At 33.2% G+C, this 20,690-nt stretch carries 19 protein-coding genes; 6 read left to right on the top strand and 13 right to left on the bottom strand.

All coding sequences use genetic code 11. The annotated features are described in order from the left end of the window. Nucleotide 1 precedes the first annotated feature (1 nt). Nucleotides 2–1,453, bottom strand: a complete 1,452-nt coding sequence (locus I130_RS15705; RefSeq protein ID WP_034925460.1) for a RimK family protein — start codon at nucleotides 1,451–1,453, stop codon at nucleotides 2–4. A gap of 118 nt (nucleotides 1,454–1,571) precedes the next feature. Between I130_RS15705 and I130_RS15710 the strand changes: the two genes are divergently transcribed. Next, nucleotides 1,572–2,861 carry a dipeptidase gene (locus tag I130_RS15710; RefSeq protein ID WP_034925462.1) on the top strand — a complete coding sequence of 430 codons (1,290 nt, stop codon included), beginning with the start codon at nucleotides 1,572–1,574 and terminating at the stop codon, nucleotides 2,859–2,861. A 3-nt stretch (nucleotides 2,862–2,864) separates the two neighbouring features. On the opposite strand, the gene I130_RS15715 is transcribed toward I130_RS15710, so the two are convergent. After that, entirely contained in the window at nucleotides 2,865–3,731 is an 867-nt protein-coding gene (locus I130_RS15715) for an SdiA-regulated domain-containing protein (protein WP_034925464.1), read from the bottom strand. A 194-nt stretch (nucleotides 3,732–3,925) separates the two neighbouring features. Here I130_RS15715 and I130_RS16920 point away from each other — a divergent pair, with 194 nt between their 5' ends. Both I130_RS16920 and I130_RS15720 read left to right on the top strand, forming a co-directional pair. Continuing rightward, nucleotides 3,926–4,060, top strand: a complete 135-nt coding sequence (locus tag I130_RS16920) for a hypothetical protein (protein WP_262489277.1) — start codon at nucleotides 3,926–3,928, stop codon at nucleotides 4,058–4,060. Nucleotides 4,061–4,284: 224 nt separating this feature from the next. Beyond that, nucleotides 4,285–6,585, top strand: coding sequence for a penicillin-binding protein 1A (locus I130_RS15720; protein ID WP_034925466.1), 2,301 nt, complete (start codon nucleotides 4,285–4,287; stop codon nucleotides 6,583–6,585). On the opposite strand, the gene I130_RS15725 is transcribed toward I130_RS15720, so the two are convergent. Next, on the bottom strand, nucleotides 6,579–6,944 hold the full coding sequence (locus I130_RS15725) for a hypothetical protein (RefSeq protein WP_034925468.1): 366 nt from the start codon (nucleotides 6,942–6,944) through the stop codon (nucleotides 6,579–6,581). The two genes, I130_RS15720 and I130_RS15725, sit on opposite strands and share 7 nt — an antisense overlap. A gap of 214 nt (nucleotides 6,945–7,158) precedes the next feature. On the opposite strand from I130_RS15725, the gene I130_RS15730 reads away from it, so the two are divergent. From I130_RS15730 to I130_RS15740, 3 genes are all read left to right on the top strand, one after another. Next, on the top strand, nucleotides 7,159–7,917 hold the full coding sequence (locus I130_RS15730) for a DUF1853 family protein (RefSeq protein WP_034925470.1): 759 nt from the start codon (nucleotides 7,159–7,161) through the stop codon (nucleotides 7,915–7,917). Between the two features lie 74 nt (nucleotides 7,918–7,991). Further along, nucleotides 7,992–8,861, top strand: coding sequence for a cation diffusion facilitator family transporter (locus tag I130_RS15735; RefSeq protein WP_034925472.1), 870 nt, complete (start codon nucleotides 7,992–7,994; stop codon nucleotides 8,859–8,861). A gap of 235 nt (nucleotides 8,862–9,096) precedes the next feature. Continuing rightward, nucleotides 9,097–9,840 (top strand): NYN domain-containing protein, encoded by a 744-nt coding sequence (locus tag I130_RS15740; RefSeq protein ID WP_034925473.1) that lies wholly within the window; start codon nucleotides 9,097–9,099, stop codon nucleotides 9,838–9,840. 209 nt (nucleotides 9,841–10,049) lie between these two features. On the opposite strand, the gene hisIE is transcribed toward I130_RS15740, so the two are convergent. The 10 genes from hisIE to I130_RS15790 form a co-directional block, all read right to left on the bottom strand. Next, nucleotides 10,050–10,679, bottom strand: a complete 630-nt coding sequence (gene hisIE / locus I130_RS15745) for a bifunctional phosphoribosyl-AMP cyclohydrolase/phosphoribosyl-ATP diphosphatase HisIE (protein WP_034925476.1) — start codon at nucleotides 10,677–10,679, stop codon at nucleotides 10,050–10,052. Between the two features lie 156 nt (nucleotides 10,680–10,835). Next, the gene (hisF, locus tag I130_RS15750) at nucleotides 10,836–11,591 is read right to left on the bottom strand and encodes an imidazole glycerol phosphate synthase subunit HisF (protein ID WP_034925479.1); all 756 of its coding nucleotides are present in this window, start codon (nucleotides 11,589–11,591) and stop codon (nucleotides 10,836–10,838) included. A gap of 9 nt (nucleotides 11,592–11,600) precedes the next feature. Further along, nucleotides 11,601–12,341 carry a 1-(5-phosphoribosyl)-5-[(5-phosphoribosylamino)methylideneamino]imidazole-4-carboxamide isomerase gene (hisA, locus tag I130_RS15755; RefSeq protein WP_034925482.1) on the bottom strand — a complete coding sequence of 247 codons (741 nt, stop codon included), beginning with the start codon at nucleotides 12,339–12,341 and terminating at the stop codon, nucleotides 11,601–11,603. A gap of 11 nt (nucleotides 12,342–12,352) precedes the next feature. Further along, nucleotides 12,353–12,934: an imidazole glycerol phosphate synthase subunit HisH gene (gene hisH, locus I130_RS15760; protein ID WP_034925484.1), complete on the bottom strand. Its 582-nt coding sequence runs from the start codon at nucleotides 12,932–12,934 to the stop codon at nucleotides 12,353–12,355. 37 nt (nucleotides 12,935–12,971) lie between these two features. After that, nucleotides 12,972–14,111, bottom strand: coding sequence for a bifunctional histidinol-phosphatase/imidazoleglycerol-phosphate dehydratase HisB (gene hisB, locus I130_RS15765; RefSeq protein ID WP_034925487.1), 1,140 nt, complete (start codon nucleotides 14,109–14,111; stop codon nucleotides 12,972–12,974). 241 nt (nucleotides 14,112–14,352) lie between these two features. Beyond that, nucleotides 14,353–15,402, bottom strand: a complete 1,050-nt coding sequence (gene hisC / locus I130_RS15770; RefSeq protein WP_034925490.1) for a histidinol-phosphate transaminase — start codon at nucleotides 15,400–15,402, stop codon at nucleotides 14,353–14,355. After that, nucleotides 15,402–16,688 carry a histidinol dehydrogenase gene (hisD, locus tag I130_RS15775; RefSeq protein WP_034925493.1) on the bottom strand — a complete coding sequence of 429 codons (1,287 nt, stop codon included), beginning with the start codon at nucleotides 16,686–16,688 and terminating at the stop codon, nucleotides 15,402–15,404. Before hisD ends, hisC begins: the two co-directional genes overlap by 1 nt. 18 nt (nucleotides 16,689–16,706) lie before the next feature. Next, a complete protein-coding gene (hisG, locus tag I130_RS15780; RefSeq protein ID WP_034925495.1) occupies nucleotides 16,707–17,570 on the bottom strand; it encodes an ATP phosphoribosyltransferase in 864 nt (287 codons plus the stop codon). Between the two features lie 239 nt (nucleotides 17,571–17,809). After that, a complete protein-coding gene (locus tag I130_RS15785; protein WP_034925498.1) occupies nucleotides 17,810–18,625 on the bottom strand; it encodes a prohibitin family protein in 816 nt (271 codons plus the stop codon). Nucleotides 18,626–18,644: 19 nt separating this feature from the next. Continuing rightward, a complete protein-coding gene (locus tag I130_RS15790) occupies nucleotides 18,645–20,690 on the bottom strand; it encodes a VWA domain-containing protein (RefSeq protein ID WP_034925500.1) in 2,046 nt (681 codons plus the stop codon).

Raw genomic sequence — 20,690 nt, forward strand, 5'->3', positions numbered from 1 at the left:
ATTATTTTTTTTCTAATCTGTTCTTTAATGCCGTAAGGATTTTAATATAAACTTCATCGCCATAATATCTATCTTCTACTCCAGCATCGATATTTGGATTATCGTTTATTTCTATAACTAAAGCTTCCCCGTCTACTTCTTTAACATCTATCCCATATAAACCTAATCCCATAAGTTTAGCAGATCTTAATGCAACATCCATCACGTTTTTAGGCACATCTTCTATAGCTAAACAATCTGCATTACCATCTTGATCGTCTTTTATGGAAGCATCCCAGTTATAGATTTGCCAATGTCCTTTAGCCATATAGTATTTACATGCAAAAAAAGGCTCGTTATCTAGAATTCCAATTCTCCAATCATATTCAGAAAAAGAAAATTCTTGAGCTATTATAAGTTCAGATTTTTTGAGCATGGAGTTAACTAACTCATTATATTCTTCTACGGTTTTAGCTTTTTTAACTCCAAAAGAAAAAGTTGAATCTGGCGATTTCAATACACATGGCAATCCTGTGATCTTTAATACTTCAGCTTTATTGTTTTTATGTACAATAACCGTTTTAGGAGTTGGAATATTGGCATTTTGCAAAGCCTCTGCCATAAATACCTTATTGCAACACTTTAAGATAGCACTGGGATAGTCTACAATTGCAATCTCTTCTTGCTGCGCTTTTCTTGCAAAAGTATAGGCTTCATTATTAACCTCTGTACTCTGTCTAATAAGTAAGGCATCAAAAGAAGATAACCTGGAGAGGTCCTTTGGGGTGACAACTTCTACATAAAAGTTCATTTTTTCTGCCAACTCTGTAAATTTCTTTATTGCCAAAGTATTACTAGGAGGAGCAGGATCACCAGACTGTACAAGAATTGCTAAATCATATTCTGCAGCATTAGATTTTGCTGTATCATATCGTTTCTTCGCAAAATATTCTGAAGCAAATAAATGCATACTATCTTTATGGTCTTCAGGAATTTCAGATTCTGAAATAGCCCTGATATTTTTAATATTCCATTTCGTGGTATAATTAAAATTAATCCTCAAAAAGGGAATCTGAAAAGACCTGAAAAACATCGAGCTTAATTCTTTGTATTTATGCGCTACATTTTGCCCAAAATATACACTTAAGGTAAACTCAGAAGACTTTATATTTTTAAGACTTTTTTGAATTAGGTCATCAAAATCATCTGCAACAATTTTAACTAGTTTGGGCTCTCTAAGATCTACAATATTTTTTACTGAAGGAATTGCTCTATGATCCCTAGCCTCTGCAAGTAACGATACATAATATCCTTTTGACTGGTAAGAATAATCTTTGCATAAATTAAAAACTCGTGCTTTTTTAAGATTGGAAAATTCAGGATTTGTAAGATAATCCTGAGAAGATATTACTGCGATATTATCTACAGCAATTTTCCATTTTTCCGGGTGGTTAACTACAATTAATTTTTTCATTTATAGTTTTAAAATCGTATCAAATTTAGGTGAAAAACCATTTCAATATTAATAATTATGGTAACAAGTAAAATATAATTATTAAATTCCGAAGAAATTAATAATTAACACACTTTCTATGAAATTCCCATCTGTTCTTGTAATATGTATATTAAGTTTCCATTCCTTTTACGGCCAGAATGAAGAACAATCTGAAATGTGGAAAAAGGCTAAAGAAATTCACGAAAAAGTGATCACTATAGATACTCATAATGATATTAATATCAACAATTTTACCGCCGCTAAAAATTACACGCAAGATCTTAATACCCAGGTGAACCTTCCTAAAATGATGGATGGCTGCCTAGATGTCGCTTGGTTTATAGTTTATACAGGTCAAGGCAAATTAAATGAAGCTGGTTATGCTGCCGCATATAAGAATGCGATGTCTAAGTTTGAAGCGATCCATAGACTAACAGAGGAGATCGCTCCAGATAAAATTGGACTGGCAACTTCCTCTAACGAAGTCAGAAAATTAGTGAATGATGGGAAATTAGTAGCTATGATAGGAGTAGAAAATGCTTACCCTGTTGGAGAAGATCTTACCAACATAGAAAAATTCTATAATCTAGGAGCTAGATATATGTCACTATCTCACAATGGCCATAGCCAATTTAGCGATTCTAATACAGGGGAAGCAGATAATGTATGGCTTCACAATGGTTTAAGCGAATTGGGAAAAGAAGCCGTTGCAGAAATGAATAGATTGGGAGTTATGATAGACGTTTCGCATCCATCTAAGGAAGCAATTAAACAAATGTTCAAACTTTCTAAAGCTCCATTAATCGCATCTCATTCTTCTGCCAGAGCATTAAGTAACCATAGCAGGAATTTAGATGATGAGCTTTTAGATTTATTTAAAGAGCATGGTGGTGCAGTACAAACTGTTGCCTTTAGTTCCTATGTAAATCTTGACAAACATAATGGCTATTATGCAGCGGTTAACGCAATCTATAATCAAGAAGGGAAAAATTCTGGATTCATGGTATTGTCTAGAGATAGTATAAGAAGTTTAGACGATGTAGAAAAAGCTATTTACGAGGAGGAGTACTCTAAAATAGTGGATAAGTCTTCTCAAAAAATTAAAAGACTGAGACAAACAAATGGCCCTGTAGATGTTTCAGATTATGTAGATCATATAGATTATCTAGTTGAAAAAATAGGAATTGATCACGTAGGAATTAGCTCAGATTTTGATGGTGGCGGTGGAATTGAAGGGTGGCGTGATGCTTCACAAACTTTCAATGTTACTCTGGAATTGGTAAAAAGAGGATACAATGAAGAAGATATTGCAAAACTTTGGGGAGAAAATCTTTTGAGAGTTTTAGATGAAGTTGAAGCGGTAGCTAAAGAAATTCAGAAAAGCTAGAAATTATTTTTTCTCTGGAACTTTATCCAAGTTTACTTTTAGGATATTTCCTAAACCTCCAGATCCTTCATTTGAAATATAAAGATTTCCCTGATCATCAAAAGTAAGACCCTCTGGTTGCCCAAACTGTTCTTCTCTAAGAACATGAAGTTTTTTAATAGTTCCGTTCGAATTTAAAATTAAGAGCTTAGGCTTATTTGCTTCTAAAACATAAATCTCTCCTGTAAAAGGATGCACTGCAACTTCTGAAGGTTCTATAATTTGCTGATTAATTTCTTGTTCTAGAATTTTAAATGCAGGATCATTGAAATTTATTTGATATGCTGGCTTCTCTTCTACCATTTTAGTTTTTAAATTAAAAGCATAGATTGGTTTGGATTCTTTATCTGCTTTATCTTTAATGCTTAATAGTAATCTATTCCTTTTTTTATCCCAAGTAATTCCCTCCCATTCATATTCTTTAGTCATTCCTGTAGAATATTCATTTATTACAAGAGAATCATTTTGGAAATTTAAAACTTCAAAAATAACTCCGTCACTTCTAAGCACATATGCATCGCTATCTACCAATGCTATTCCTTCATAATCACCATCCTCTCCAAATACTATTTGTTTTTCAATTTTAGAAGTTGTTAGGTTATAAATAAAAATAATTGCTTCTTCATCTTCCACACATGCAATGTGATCTTTATCCATCCAGGAAATTCCAGAAATTTCTTCCAGAACAATTGGCATATTCCATTTTTTATCTATTTGGATATTTTTGGCCCCAGGGAAATCTCTATTAGGCGCAATACCATCAAAAGAGTAATATATAAGGGCAACCAATGCAAATACCCCAAAGATAATTAAGATTGCTATTTTGTTCATATTTCAAAAATAAACATTTAATGCTATTGTGAAGTTAAGGTATTCCAAAAGTTACATTAGCCAAAATGAAGATAATGCTAAAATAAAATACTTAAAAAGTTAAAGAAATGTTAAATAGTACTATTTTATACCTAGTACTGTAACAAATTGATTTTCTATGCGTCTATTAAGTATAACATTTAAAAACATTCATCATGAGAACATCAGAAAACATCAGTCAGAATTTTAGCGGAATCAAAGAAGGAGATTTAACTCACAAAAGACACTTCTTAAATCTTAGACAATCTACCAGAGACAATTGGTACGGAAGAAGAAGGTTTGGAGTATAAACTTTAAATTGATACATCTAATGCAATTGAAATTCAAAAATAGCCGGACAAATTCTGTTTCGGCTATTTACATTTTATCCCTTTATTAAAACTTTATCAACTAATTTTTCAACCATTATCTCTTTAATTTGGTTTCACTATAAGTTTTCATTTTCTTAAAATTAACTAAACACCATCTATAAATTTTATTAGTATTCGTTTATTTGTATACCTTAACTTATACAATGTTTCAGCGAATTAAGAATTCCCCAAAATTAAAATGGTCTCTAATAGTACTAACAGCTATTTTTACTGTATTTATCTTATTTTATTTCAGCATTTATTTTGGAGTTTTTGGTGAAATTCCTTCTACACAAGATTTAAAGGATCTTAAACAAAACCAGGCTACACAGGTTTTATCTTCGGATGGCGATCTAATTGGTAAATATTATATTTTCGATAGACAGCCGGTTACTTCTAATCAAATCCCTAAGCACTTAATAAACGCATTGGTAGCTACTGAGGATGTTCGATTCTATGAACATAATGGAATTGATAGCCGAAGCTTACTAAGAGTATTCTTTAAATCCTTAATGCTACAGGATAGATCTTCTGGAGGTGGAAGTACCTTAACATTACAACTTGCTAAAAACCTATATGGCAGAAAAGATTATGGCTATTTTGGAATTGTAGTAAATAAATTTCAGGAATCTATAATTGCTAAACGTTTAGAAGATATATATAACAAGGAAGAAATTCTAACACTTTATCTCAACACAGTGCCTTTTAGTGATAATACATTTGGGATAGAAAGTGCTGCGATGAAATTTTTTAACAAGAGCACTAACAATCTTTCCTTAGAAGAATCGGCGGTTTTAATTGGGATGCTTAAAGCTAACCATTCTTATAATCCAAGAATTTTTCCTGAAAAAAGCAGATTCCGTCGTGATGTTGTTTTTCAACAAATGGAAAAATATGGGTATTTAACTAAAGCTGAAATGCAGCGAGCAAAACAATCTGATATTAATCTGGACTACCAGTATTATAGTCACGATCAAGGATTAGCTCCATATTTTAGAGAACAACTAAGAAAAGATGTAACAAATATTTTAGATACTTTAAAAAATAAAAATGGGGAGAGTTTTAATATTTATAGAGACGGTCTAATAATACATACAACTCTAAATTCCAAAATGCAGGAATATGCAGAGGCTTCCGTAAGCTTCCATATGGCCAAATTACAGGAATCTCATGAACGCTCGTACGGAGCTCGAGCTCCTTGGCTTACAAATAAGACGTTAATCTTAGATGCTGTTAAACGTACAAAATCGTATAAAAAATTAAAGAAAGATGGATTATCTGATGACGAAATTTTAGTAGAGTTAGATAAAAACCCTCAGGAAAGAGAGCTTTTTAATTATGGGAAAGAAGACTTGGTAAAAGTGTCTACTTTAGATAGCATTAAATACTACCTCAAATTTTTAAATACTGGTTTTCTAGCTGTAGATCCATCATCAGGAGCTGTGAAAGCTTGGGTTGGCGGCGTAGATTTTGAGAATTTTAAGTACGATCATATTTCGCAAAGTAAAAGACAAGTAGGTTCTACGTTTAAACCTATCGTTTATACAGCAGCCTTAGAAAATGGAATACTGCCTTGCTCCTATTTTTCTATTCGGGAAGTAACCTATCAAGGAGGATGGACGCCCTCCAATTCTGGTTCCACCGGTGATGATCCAGATATGAATTATAATATGAAATATGCTTTAAGTAACTCTATTAATACCATTGCAGTAAAAGTCTTAATGGAAACTGGAGTTGGAAATGTTATTTCTCAAGCAAAAAAAATGGGTATTGAATCTAAACTACCTCAAGTTCCCTCCATTGCTTTGGGGACAGGGGAAATTAGTTTAAAGGAATTAGCCAAAGCTTATACTGGTTTCGCAAACAATGGGAGATCTTCTGAACCATACTATATTTCAAAAATTGAAGATGGTAAAGGTAATTTACTTGTCGAATTTAAGCCTGACATACAAAACAAGGCAGCATACACTGAAACCACTCGTGAAATAATGATCGAGATGATGAAGGCCACAGTTAATGAAGGTACAGCGACAAGACTTAGAAATACCTATGGATTACAGAATGATATCGCTGGGAAAACAGGAACTACTCAATCTAATAAAGACGGTTGGTTTGTGGGTTTAACTCCTAAATTACTAGCCGTGACATGGGTGGGTTCAGATGATCATAGAATTGGTTTTAATAATACTGGAATAGGTCAAGGTGCTAATTCTGCCTTACCCATTTTTGCGTTATTTCTACAGAAAATAAACGAAGATCCTGATTTTAGTGCTATAAGTAATGCCAAATTTGGTTATCCTTCAGCTGAAGTTGTTGCCTTAATGGATTGTGAAGCATCACAAAAAGATGGATTCTTTGATAAACTATTCGGAAAGTCAGATAAAAAGAGAGATCGTAAAAATGATGACAAAAAGAAGAAAGGATTTTTTAATAAACTTTTTGGAAAGAAGGAAAAGAATCAATAAGTAACAAAGAAGTTTTCCGCCCAATTTTTAGCGTCATCTAGGTTTTCAAAAAATGCAAATGATCTATTAAATTTTTCCTGCTCCTGAATAGCTCTTTTTCTAACTTCTTCATTTTTTGATACAATAGCAATACCTTTAACTTTTTTAAATATGCCTGAAGAATAAGCATCTGGTTGCAAAGTATAGTTTGATTTTCTATTCGAAATAATAACAAACTTTTCCCCGTTAAAATGATTGATGACAGTTTTTAAGGTCTTTTCTGCAATTATGGAGTTGACTACAATATCAGCATTAGATTCTATTATAACGTAGGAATCATAAAATTCCATCTTATAAAACTCAGTGAGTTTTTCTATCATAGCAGAAAATTAGAGTGTAAAATTAATGAAAATCATTCGAGAATGTTAAGATTGTATTAAAAACGTTAATAAAAGTATTTAATATGTTAATTTTTATTAATGGTTTATAATAAAAATTAACATAAACAGATAAGTATCAAATATGTATGAAAGGACCAGGTATCAGTTTGAAGGATTCATAAACACAAGTTCCATTTTCAGAGATTCAAAGTTTATGGGATTAAATTTATTTAAATTTCCTGAAAACTTAACTTATTTACCATCCAAAGGCATTTTAGAAAAGGGAGTTTTTAAAAATTTAGTACTCGGGAAGAGAGTAGAAAACTTTTTTTTGGAAGCAATAAATACTTCCAAAAATTATCAGATTGTTGCAAATAATATTCAGATTAGAGATAAACATAGAACATTAGGAGAGTTGGATTTTATTCTAAAGGAAATCGAAAGTTCCAGACTGCTCCATATTGAATTAATGTACAAATTCTATATTTTCGACCCAGAAATCACTACCGAAATGGAACGATGGATAGGTCCAAATAGAAAGGATTCTTTGCTTCAAAAAATTGAAAAAGTTAAAGAAAATCAATTCCCATTATTATATAAGTCTGAAACTAAAGAATATCTTCAATCAATTAATATAGACTCTGGAGATATTCAACAGGAAATTTGCTTTAAAGCGAGCCTATTTATTCCTAAAGAATTGAAATCTTATAATTTTCCACATATCAATGAAGAATGTATTCTGGGTTTTTGGATACGTTTAAAGGATTTCAGGGCGTACAATCAAGAAGGTTTTCAATTCTTCTCTCCGGAAAAGCAAGACTGGCCTATAGAACCAAAGTTCGGGGAAGAATGGAATAATTACACTACAATTTACAATCAAATCCAAGATCTACATTTAAGAAACAAATCTCCACTTATATGGATAAAAAATCCAGATGGAAATTTTGAAAGAATTATCGTGGTTTGGTGGTAATCTTTATTTTCTTTGCCGAATTAAAAATAATATCTTTAACATCTTCTCATTTTAACCAGTACTGATATAGGTTTATGAATTCTAATTTTGAAGAAGCAGTAAAAACTACCTATTTAAGCATTTTGGGGAATTTAGTCTTGGCAATAGTTAAAGGCATTACAGGAGTTTTAGGTAATTCTTATGCTCTAATTGCAGATGCTATAGAATCTACCACAGATGTTTTCTCCTCCATTTTCGTATTATTGGGAATTAGATATGCAAATAAACCTGCAGATGCCAACCATCCTTATGGTCATGGGAAAGCGGAACCTTTAATCACATTTGCTGTGGTTGGTTTTCTGGTAGTATCTGCTACGGTAATAGCTTACGAGAGCATTCAACACATTAAAACGCCACATGAGGTTCCTGAGTCTTATACCCTTATAGTTTTAGGGATTATTATAATTATAAAAGAAAGCTTTTATAGAATTGTATCTAAAAAAAGCGACGAAATTAATAGCACTGTTCTAAAAGCTGATGCTTGGCATCATAGAAGTGATGCTATTACATCCTTGATGGCTTTTATAGGTATTTCTATCGCCCTATTTATGGGAAAAGGCTACGAAACTGCAGATGACTGGGCGGCGTTGTTTGCTTCCGGATTTATACTATATAATGCGTACCTCATTATGAGACCTGCTTTGGGAGAAGTTATGGATGAACATATGTATGACGACCTTATTGAAGAGATAAGAAAATATGCAGAAAATATTCCAGGAGTACAGGAAACCGAAAAATGCTTTGTCAGAAAAGCTGGAATGACATATCATGTGGATCTTCATATTGGAGTAAACAGAACAATTACTGTAGAAGAAGGTCATGATATTTCACATAATGTGAAGAATGAAATATTAATGAAGCTACCACAAATCGCAGATGTCCTCATTCATATTGAACCAGTTTAAAATTTGAATGGAGTAGATTTTAAACGATGGTTATTTTAGTTTATGAATTATCTACTTAAGTTTAGTAAGATGTTTGATTTATTTAAAGATTATAAGCATCATGACATGAATAACACAAAGTGAGCTGCACTTAAAAACAAGTTTAGTTAATTATAAAAATCAAGGCAGGTCTTAAAATTCTAAATACCTAAAGAGGGATTAAAATCTTAACTTAGCCTACAAAATTTAAAAAGAAATGGAAAACAATTTAGCCGTACTTATAGATGGAGATAATATTCCTTCAGCATATGTAAAAGAGATGATGGAAGAAATTGCAAAATACGGTAATCCTACAATCAAGCGGATTTATGGCGACTGGACCAAGCCACAACTTTCTAAATGGAAGAATGTTCTGCTGGAAAATGCCATCAATCCAATTCAGCAATATGGATATACACAAGGTAAGAATGCAACAGATTCTGCAATGATCATCGATGCGATGGATATTTTATATTCAAATAAGGTACAGGGATTCTGTCTGGTATCTAGTGATAGTGATTTTACAAAACTTGCAACGAGATTAAGAGAATCTGGCTTAAATGTGATTGGAATTGGAGAAAAGAAAACACCTGAACCTTTTATAGTTGCTTGCGATAGATTTATTTATATTGAAATTTTGGGATCACACCCAAAACAGCAAGAATCTGAAAACAATGTTGAAGTAGATAAAGACAAAAAGAAACAAAACGTAGATAAGATAACTCCTAAAGTACTTAATTTAATATCCAGCACTATTTCTGATGTTGCAGATGAAGATGGCTGGGCATTTTTGGGAGATGTTGGAGGTTTGCTTCAGAAAAAGCAACCAAATTTTGACTCCAGAAACTATGGGTTTCAAAAGTTAACTCCTATGATTAGTTCTATCAGTAATTTTGAAGTAGAATCAAGAGAGAATCAAAATGGTAGGTTCAAATTGATCTACGTAAGAAACAGAGCATAATAAATTTTGGATTTGCTATTGTCATTTCTACTGCAGAGGAATCTCAATGAAAATTTAGAACTTCATTGAGATTCTTCAGCTCGAGGCATTCCTTCAGAATATCATAATTGTCATTTCGAGCGGAGTGAGAAATCTTATTTGTGTTGAAGATTCTTCAGTTTGCTGCACTCCTTCAGAATGACTTTTATTGAAAGTAAGTCTTATAAAAACTACTTTTTAGCATGCCGCTTTTCCAGCACATCAACAATATCTCTTAAACCAAAACCTTTGGCCTTTAATAAAATCATGTAATGAAAAAGTAAGTCGGCACTTTCATTTAAGAAAAGATCATCATTATCATCTTTTGCTTCAATAACTGTTTCTATGGCCTCCTCTCCCACTTTTTGTGCGATCTTATTCATTCCATCATCAAAGAGTGAGATCACATAACTAGCATCCTCTTTAGCTCTTAATTCCGGTGCTATTTCGCTTTTCTTCTTGCGATCTTCAATAATTCCTTCTAGTTCAGAAAGAAATCCGAAATTAGGCTCATTCGTTTCTCCCCAGCAAGTATCTGTTCCCTTATGACATGTAGGACCATTTGGAATTACGGAAATTAGCAAGGTGTCATTATCACAATCATTCTTGATATTCACTACTTCTAGGAAATTTCCACTTTCTTCTCCTTTCGTCCAGAGTCTATTCTTAGTTCTGCTGAAAAAAGTGACTTTGTTAATTTCATTGGTTTTCAAAAAAGCTTCCTCATTCATATACCCCAACATCAACACGTTTTTTGTGTAATTATCCTGAATGATTACCGGTACTAAATCATCGTTATTTTTATTGAAATCTATTTCCATAGTATTATATTTTCTTATGAAGGTGAATTTTTTTGGTATTCTGAATTCTAGTCCTATTATATATAAATGTCACATCGAGCGTTGTCGAGATGTTTTAATGACCCTTCGACTCCGCTCAGGGAGACAAAAGCATGAAGTTTAATATTTCATTTCAATTTATAGCCTTACTGGAATTCCTTTATTTTTTAATTCTTCTTTTAAATCCTTTATCTCGATCTCTTTAAAATGAAAAACACTCGCTGCCAAAGCGGCATCGGCCTTTCCTTCTATAAATGCATCACAAAAATGTTGCATATTTCCGGCTCCTCCAGAAGCAATTATTGGGATATTTAATTCTGTAGATAATTTAGCCAAGGCTTCGTTTGCAAAACCATTTTTGGTGCCATCATTATTCATAGAAGTGAATAATATTTCACCTGCACCACGCATTTCCACTTCTTTAGCCCATTCGAATAAATTCAACTCTGTTTGAACCTTCCCTCCTACTAAATGCACGATCCATTCTCCATCTATAAGTTTAGCATCTATTGCAACCGTAATACACTGACTTCCAAATTTAGCGGCTAATCTGTTTATAAGATCTGGATCTTTAACTGCGGAAGAATTAATAGAAACTTTATCTGCTCCATTTTGAAGTAATATATCTACATCCTCTACAGAAGATATTCCACCTCCAACAGTAAATGGAATATTTACCTTTTCTGCAACCTTTAAAACTAAATTAGCTAAGGTTTTTCGTCGTTCTTCTGTTGCAGAGATATCTAGGAAAACCAATTCATCTGCTCCAGATGCTGCATAAATTGCTGCTAATTCAACTGGATCTCCGGCATCCCTAAGATCTACAAAATTTATTCCTTTTACTGTTCTTCCATTTTTGATGTCTAAACAAGGAATTATTCTTTTAGTTAACATAGTCTCAAGTTATTTGTAGTTCAAAATAAAGCCTTCTAGTTGCTTCATACTAATCCTGTTCTCATAGATAGCTTTTCCAATAATCGTCCCTTCACAGCCCATTTCTGCAAGCCTTGGAAGTTCATCGAAAGTAGAAATTCCGCCGGAAGCAATCAGTTTAATAGCCTTATCGTTTTCAGAGGTTTCCGCAAGGATCTTCTCATAAAGATTAAAAGAAGGGCCTTCCAACATTCCATCTTTAGAAATATCTGTACAGATCACATACTGCAATCCCTCTTTTAAATACGTATTTATAAATGGAACTAGTTCTTCTTTAGATTCTTCCAACCAGCCACTAATAGCTACTTTTTCATCTTTAGCATCTGCTCCTAAAATTATTTTCTCACTTCCGTATTTTTCAATCCAGGAAATAAATAGATCTCTATTTTTCACAGCGATACTTCCTCCCGTGATTTGATGTGCTCCACACTCAAAAGCGATCTCCAGATCTTTATTAGATTTTAAACCACCACCAAAATCAACTTGAAGGTTGGTGTTGTTCGTGATTTGTTCCAAAATATTATAATTCACAATATGGCTGGACTTTGCACCATCAAGATCTACCAGATGAAGAGATTTTATACCATGGGCTTCAAACTCTTTTGCAACCTCAAGAGGATTCTCATTATATATTTTTTTAGTATTGTAATCTCCTTTAGAAAGTCTAACGCATTTACCGTCTATAATATCTATTGCGGGAATAATTCTCATTTGCTATTTAATTATAATTCTAAAAAATTCTTTAAAATATGTTCTCCAGCATTGCTGCTTTTCTCAGGATGAAATTGTACTCCGTAAAAGTTATTCTTTCTCAAGGCTGTACTATATTTCACTCCATACTCAGAAGTCGCTATAGTTTGTTCACATTCGGATACGTAATAACTATGAACCAAATACACATATTCGGACTCCTTAATATTCTTGAATAAAGGCGAGCTCAATTCACAAATCTGATTCCATCCTATTTGGGGCACTTTAACTGAATTATTGAATTTTATTACCGGAACATCGAAAATACCTAAGCCAGTAGTTTCTCCCTCTTCACTTTTGGAGCACATCAACTGCATTCCCAAACAAATACCCAAAACTGGTTGTTTCAAAGTGGGAATAAGGATATCTAACTTGGATTGCCTAAGCATTCGCATTGCGCTACTCGCCTCTCCCACTCCTGGAAATATCACTTTATCGGCATTCTTTATTTCTTCTTCGTTACTACTCAAAACAGCTTCAAAACCCAATCGCTTAATAGCAAACTTGATGCTTTGTATATTTCCTGCTCCGTAATCTATAATTACTATTTTCATTTTAAGTACTTCATCTAGGCTTTTTACCTATTAAAATTTATAGCATTCCCTTTGTTGACGGAAGGATCATCTTTTCAGTATCTCTTTTTACAGCCATTTTAATTGCCTTCGCAAAAGATTTAAAAATGGCTTCTATTTTGTGATGCTCATTATTGCCTTCTGCTTTGATGTTGAGATTTGCTTTAGCTCCATCTGTAAAAGATTTAAAAAAGTGGAAAAACATCTCTGTTGGCATTTTCCCTATCATTTCACGTTTGAATTCGGCATCCCAAACTAACCAGTTTCTTCCACCAAAGTCGATTGCCGCTTGAGCAAGACAATCGTCCATAGGTAAGCAGAACCCATAGCGTTCTATACCAAGTTTGTTTCCTAGGGCTAGACTATAGGCTTCTCCCAAAGCAATAGCAGTATCTTCTATAGTGTGGTGTTCATCTACTTCCAAATCACCTTTCACTTTTATTTCGAGATCCATTTGCCCATGTCTAGAAATTTGATCTAACATGTGATCGAAGAAATCCAGTCCTGTAGAAATATCAGATTTTCCTGTTCCATCTAAATTAAGCCTGATAAAGATATCTGTCTCATTAGTTTTTCTGCTAATTACTGAAGAGCGTTCTTTAAGCTTCAAAAATTCGTAGATCTTTTCCCAACTAGAAGTTCTAATCGCAATAGAATTATCAATTTTCTTCTGGTCATTTTTTAATTCATCTTTTGCAAGCTCCTCATGTGTATCAATAAAAATCCCTTTTCCACCAAAGTTTAGAGCAAATTCCATATCTGTCATTCGGTCTCCAATCATATAAGAGCCGGCAAGATCGTATTCTTTATTATTGAGATAATTTTCTTCCAACAAACCTGTATTGGGTTTTCGGGTTGGGGAATTATCCTTTGCAAAGGTTCTATCCATAAGAACTTCATTAAAAATCACCCCTTCATTTGAAAAGGTTTTTAAAACAAAATTCTGAATTGGCCAAAAAGCAGTTTCAGGATAAGCATCGGTTCCTAATCCATCTTGATTGGTAACCATTACAAATTCATAATCCAGCTCCTTTGCTATTTTAGACAAATAGAATAATGCTTGAGGGTAAAATTCTAATTTTTCTATAGTATCTACTTGATAATCTTCTGGCTCATGAATCAGTGTGCCGTCACGATCTATAAAAAGTAATTTTTTCATGTTGTTATATTCTTGATTTCAGTTGATAAAATTTGAAATCCGCTTTTAATAAATTATTTCTTTAGTCTCCCTGAATTTATTTCAGGGTCTGAAATTATGATAGTGATTATTAGTGTTTTTAGATTCTGAAACAAGTTCAGAATGACGCCATTATAGTAATTGTAATTCCTTAAGGATAAATATTAATTATTTGATGCATATTATCAAGCATCAAATAACAAAAATAACTCGAGGTACTACTTCAATCCAAACTTTTTAAAACCTCAATTAATTTCAAATTTTCTTCTTTTGTACCAATCGTTAATCGCAATGTGTTTTCACAAAGTGGCTGATTAGTTCGGTTTCTAATAACGACACCTTTATTTAATAACTGACTATATCTTTTTGAAGCATCATCAACCTTTATCAAAACAAAATTAGCATCAGACCTATAAATTTCCTCAATATATTTAAATTCAAGTAAAGCTTTAGATAACAACTCTCTTTGTTCCAATATACCAGCGATTTCCCTATTTACTTCGGATATATTCTGAAGTCGATATTGAGCTCTGTTTTGAGTTAACTCATTTACATTATACGGCGGTTTGATCTTATTCAAGACCGCAATTATTTCTTCTGAAGCATAACAAATTCCCAATCTTATTCCTGCCATTCCGAAAGCTTTAGAAAGTGTCTGAGTAATGATTAAGTTAGGATATTTATCTAGTTCCTCAATCCAACTTGCCTGTTCAGAAAAATCGATATAGGCTTCATCTATAACCACAAGACCTTCAAATCTTTCTAATATTTCAGTAATTTTCTTTCTGCTGAAAGAATTCCCTGTGGGATTATTCGGAGAACATAAAAAGATCAGCTTCGTATTACTATCAACATTCTTAAAGATTCCTTCAACTTTCGGCTGAAAATCTTCAGTTAATAATACTTCCTTACTTTCAACATTATTAATTCCTGCCAACACATTGTACATCCCGTAAGTTGGAGGTAAAGTAATAATATTATCTTTTGCAGGCTCACAGAATGCTCTAAAAATAAGATCTAAAACTTCATCACTACCATTCCCTAAAAGAATATTTTTAGTAGAGATATTCTTGATCTCCGATAATTTAGTTTTTAATTTCTTTTGTTGCGGATCTGGATATCTGTTCACTCCAGTTTCATTGGGGTTTTCATTAGCATCTAAAAAGATCATTTTTGATCCTACAGAAGTATATTCATCTCTAGCAGATGAGTAAGCTTCGAGCGCCAATACATTGGGACGCACCAACTTTTTTATATCAATAACTTTATCCATTATTTCTTCAGCTTGTTAAGTCTTAAAGTAACTGCATTCTTGTGCGCCTGCAAGCCTTCTGCCTCTGCCATGATCTCTATGGAAGGACCAATATTCTTAATACCTTCTTCAGAAATTTTCTGAAAAGTCATACTCTTCATAAAACTATCTAAATTTACGCCACTGTATTGTTTAGCATATCCATTGGTCGGTAGCGTATGGTTTGTTCCAGATGCATAGTCTCCTGCGCTTTCTGGAGTAAAATTACCAATAAACACTGAGCCAGCATTCTCAACATTCTCAATATAAAAATCGTCATCTGCAGTGCAAACAATAAAATGCTCTGGACCGTATTCATTAATTATTTCCATCGCTAATTCTTTATCCTCTACATAAATGAGTTTAGAATTCGCTATTGACTTTTGAGCCATTTCTTTTCTTGGTAATTCCTCTAGCTGAAGTTCCACTTCTCGCTCCACAGCCTCGATCAATTTTTCTGAAGTAGAGATAAGAATTACCTGACTATCTGAACCATGTTCTGCCTGACTAAGAAGGTCTGATGCAACAAACGCAGCATCGGCAGTAGCATCTGCCACCACAAGTAATTCAGAAGGCCCAGCCGGCATATCTATCGCAACTTGAAACTTTGTAGCTAACTGCTTTGCAACAGTCACAAATTGATTCCCAGGGCCAAATATCTTATAAACTTTAGGAACAGTTTCTGTCCCAAAAGTTAGTGCCGCGATTGCTTGAATTCCGCCAATCTTAAAAATCTTATTTACTCCACAAAGTGCAGCTGTATAAAGAATAACTGGATTAATTTCTCCATTCTTGTTTGGAGGTGTACACAAAACGATCTCCGTGCAACCAGCAATATTAGCAGGGGTTGCGAGCATTAAAATGGTTGAAAATAAAGGTGCGCTTCCCCCAGGAATATATAATCCTACTTTTTGGATAGGTCGTTTTTCCTGCCAACATTCCACTCCTACCGAAGTAGTTACCTCTAATCTAGATGTTTTTTGTGCTCCGTGGAATTTTTCAATATTTGATTTTGCTAATTGTATAGCATTTTTCAATTCAGAAGAAACAATTTTTTTAGCGGCCTCAATTTCATCAATAGTAACTTTAAAATCATTTAATTTTATTCCGTCAAAAAGATCTGTATACTTCGAAACGGCAATATCTCCTTTAGCTCTTACCTCAGAAAATATTTCATTTACCGTTAACTCTATTTCTTCTAGAGTTTGAGTAGGTCTTTGGAGTAATGATTCCCAATCTTCCTTTTTCGGTTTATATATTTTATTCATTGTCTACAGAATATAAAATTAGAGTACCATTTTTTCTATCGGGGCAACTAAAATTCCTTCTGCTCCAAGTTCTTTTAGTTCTTGTATAATCTCCCAAAATCGTTTTTCCTGAATTACGGTATGAATGGAACTCCAACCTTTTTCTGCTAAAGGAAGCACCGTAGGACTTCGCATACCTGGCAGTAATTTAATAATTGCTTCTAATTGCTCATCTGGAGCATTCAAAAGAATATATTTTGAAGACCTAGCATTAAGTACAGATTTCAGTCTAAATTCTAATTTATTTAAGATCTCTCTTCTAGCTTCAGAAATATTGGGAGCGACCGCTAGAACAGCTTCACTCTTCATCATTACTTCAACCTCTTTTAAATTGTTCTTAAATAAAGTATTTCCACTAGATACTATATCACAAATAGCATCTGCTAAGCCAATGTTTGGGGCAATTTCTACAGAACCATTAATTATATGAAGGTCGGCAGTAATTCCTTTTTTCTTCAGGAATGAGTTTAAGGTGTTTGGATAAGAAGTGGCAATTCTCTTGCCTTCAAGATCTTCCAATCCATTGTATTTAACAGATTTTGGAACAGCTAACGAAACTCTACACTTAGAAAACCCCAATTTTAAAGATTGAAATATATCATCTCCTTTTTCTTCTAGCACATTCTCACCTAGAAATGCGATATCTACAACACCATCTCTAAGGTATTGAGGGATATCCCCATTCCGAAGATATAAGACCTCCATTGGGAAATTAGACGATGTTGCTTTTAATTGTTCTTTTCCGTTGTCTATAGATATACCGGCATCCTTAAGTATTTTTAGGGAATCCTCATTTAATCTTCCTGCCTTTTGAATTGCAATTCTTAGTTTTTCTTTACTCATCTTTTAAATTTCTTAAAGTTTATTTTGAAAACCGAACAGGAAATAAAAAACCCGTTCGATTGCTCAAACGGGTTTTTATATATGTTGAAATTACTACATATCAAAATCACCTCGCCAAAGCGCAGTAGTGAAAATGATGATGATGTAGTTGAATTGTTCTCATAATTAAAGCAAATCTAGTATATTTTTTTAGAAACAAAAACTCGTTTCGAAAATTTTATGACTTGATTAAACATATTTTAGTTATTTCCAAGGATCAACGGCAATCCTGAATCACCAGATCCAATTACTACCACCTTGGCATTAGGGGATTTAGCAAGTTCTACAGTTGCCTGAATTCCTTTTTCTTTTAAAATCTGATCGTTCAACGAAGCACTAAGAATTTCATTGGCTTTAGCTTTACCCTCAGCATCAATTTTTTGACGTTGCGCCTCTTGTGTAGCCTTAGTTAATCTAAACTCATATTCTAGAGATTCTTGCTCTTGTCTCAACTTACGCTCAATTGCTTCCTTAATATTTTGTGGAAGAGAAACATCCCTTACCAAAACTTCATTTACCTGAACATATTGATTTTTTAGAAGAATTCTGGTTTCTTCCAAAATCTCTCTCTGAATTGCTTCTCTTTTACTAGCATATAATTGTTCAGGAATATATCTTCCCACTACTGCTCTAGCAGCAGATCTAACTGCAGGTTGTAATACTCTTGCAACATACATTTCCCCCTTTTCTTGGTGTAAAGATCCTAATTGTTCATATAAAGGCTCATACCAAACCGATACGTCTAGCTTTATTTCCAAACCATTAGAAGAAAGCACTTGCATTTTTTCTTCTAAAGCTTGTTGCCTAACTTCATAAACAATTACTTTGTTCCAAGGAGCAACAACATGAAAACCTTCACCTAATGGAGGTTGATCTGTAACTACACCCTCATCAAAGGTTCTATATAAAACTCCTGCTTCACCAGAATCGATGGTAACAGTTGACTTAGCGATTAAAATGATTAAAAAAATGACAAAAATTAAAATTGGTAAACCAATCTTTGGTAACTTATCCATAAATATTATTTAGTGATTATTAAATTAATCCGAAATACTTCCTTGTAAACCACTCGGCGCTAAGACTTAGCACCAACAGGATAAGTAAATATTTCCAATCGATTAAAGGTACGGCTTTTTCACGGCTTTTTTGCACTGAAACAAAGCGTTTATCCTCTGTGAGATCCTTAATTAATTTAACCTCCTGTCCCATTAAATATGTTTCGCCGGAATTGTTCTTAGCAAGGTATTCCATTTTACCATAATTTGCAGATGAGAATTGTTGCTCCACATTATATTCCAAAACTTCAAATCTCCCTTTTTTCTGAATTCCTGAAATCGCTTCCTTAATTATGAATTCATACTTGCCCCTACTAAGTGCATTTAAATCAACATTATAAAAATTTGCATTAGGTAACATCTGAGCCTCATAGATCTCTTTGGAATCTAAATTCTTAATGGAAATATTAAGGTTTACACTTGTTGAAACAACATAATTTTGGTCAAAGAACTGCGCAGTTATCAATATTTCATCATTCTCCAAGTAAACAGGTTCCGACTCATAAGTCAACCGATCGCGCTTCTTTGAGGAGGATAAATACTGAATAAACTTATTCCAAAAGTCATCTATGAGCTCGAAGTTTTCATTTATTCTATAGTTTTCTAATCTCCATTTCCAAAGATTTTCACCAAATAATACTCCTGTTTTGGTGTTGTTTTCTTCAAATATGCTTAATAATGCTTGCTGTGTTGCAATCCCTTCAATCTTTTGATACAAGAGAGTGTTGAAATTTTTAGTAGTGACATTCAAAGTTCCAAAGGCGTCTTCTAAAGGTGGAAAATCCTTAAAATTAACATCTTCAAATTGGTATTGAAGGAAGTTTTGGTTGTAAACAGGAAACAGATCCTGCGTTTGATTCGAAGAGGCTTTCGAAAAATATTGCTGAGTATTATTAAGATAATTCCAATCAGTTTTGGTTCCTGTAACTATAAATCGATTAATTTTCTGCCTATCTAATTCTTTAAAAACCGAATTAAACTTATTATTTGGCTGATAGAGGATAACTAATTGAAAATCTTTTAATTCTGAAATATTAAATTTATCAATATTCTTGAAAAATACCTTTCTTTGCTTATTACTTTCAATAGATTTTTTAAGTGCTCCAATATCCGGGTGGGAAATATCAGATAGCAAAAGAATATTAGTTCTTTCGTCTATTACTTCAACTGCAAACCTTCTCTTATTATTAATCTGGTTCTTTTCATTTTGAGGGGAAGTAATAATTGCCTCATAAATATTTGTCCCCAGTTGCTTTGCTGTTAAAGTTGCATTTATAATCTCAGAAGAATTGTCCTTGTCGAAATCCAACGTTTTACTCAAGAACGTAGTATTTCCCTCTTTCAATTGAAAATTAGCTTTTACCGCATCTTTCCCTGAATAATTAAGAAAAATCTCTACAGGAAATTGATTATTTAGAAATGCATATTTGTTAACATTAAGCGCATTTATAGAAAGATCGAAAGTCGTTGTGGTATCGCCTGTTACCACAGAATTTAGTATAACATTCTTATTCAGCTTAAAGAATTCATAATCTTGGCCATAAGTGGAATTTCCATCTGAAAACAAAACCAGAGCAGATGGTTTGTCTTTGTATAACTTATTAAGTTGAGCGATCGCTTTGTAAATATCGGTCTTGTTTCTATCGACTTGCAAACTATCATCATCTCCAAGTTCTATATCCCCTCCAAAGTTATATACCGAAATTTCGAATTTTTTCTTTAAAGTTTCATTTTCCTTTAATCTCATGGCCAAAGCCTGAAGACTGACTCGTTGTTCTAAATTCTCAATAGATTTAGAAACGTCTATAGCCATCACCAACTCAGGCCTTACTGTTGTATATTCTGTGTTTTTAATTGTGGGATTTATAAGTAGGACCAACAGTGTAAGAATACTAATAAAACGCATTAGTCCTAGAAAATAGGTTCTTCTCTCCCTATTAATATTCCTAAATAAATACGCATAAAAAACAAACCCTAGCGCAAAAATTGCAGCTAGGGTTATATATAAGATTGTTGCTATTGGCAT

This window comes from Gillisia sp. CAL575 (genome assembly GCF_000403785.1).
GTDB lineage: Bacteria > Bacteroidota > Bacteroidia > Flavobacteriales > Flavobacteriaceae > Gillisia.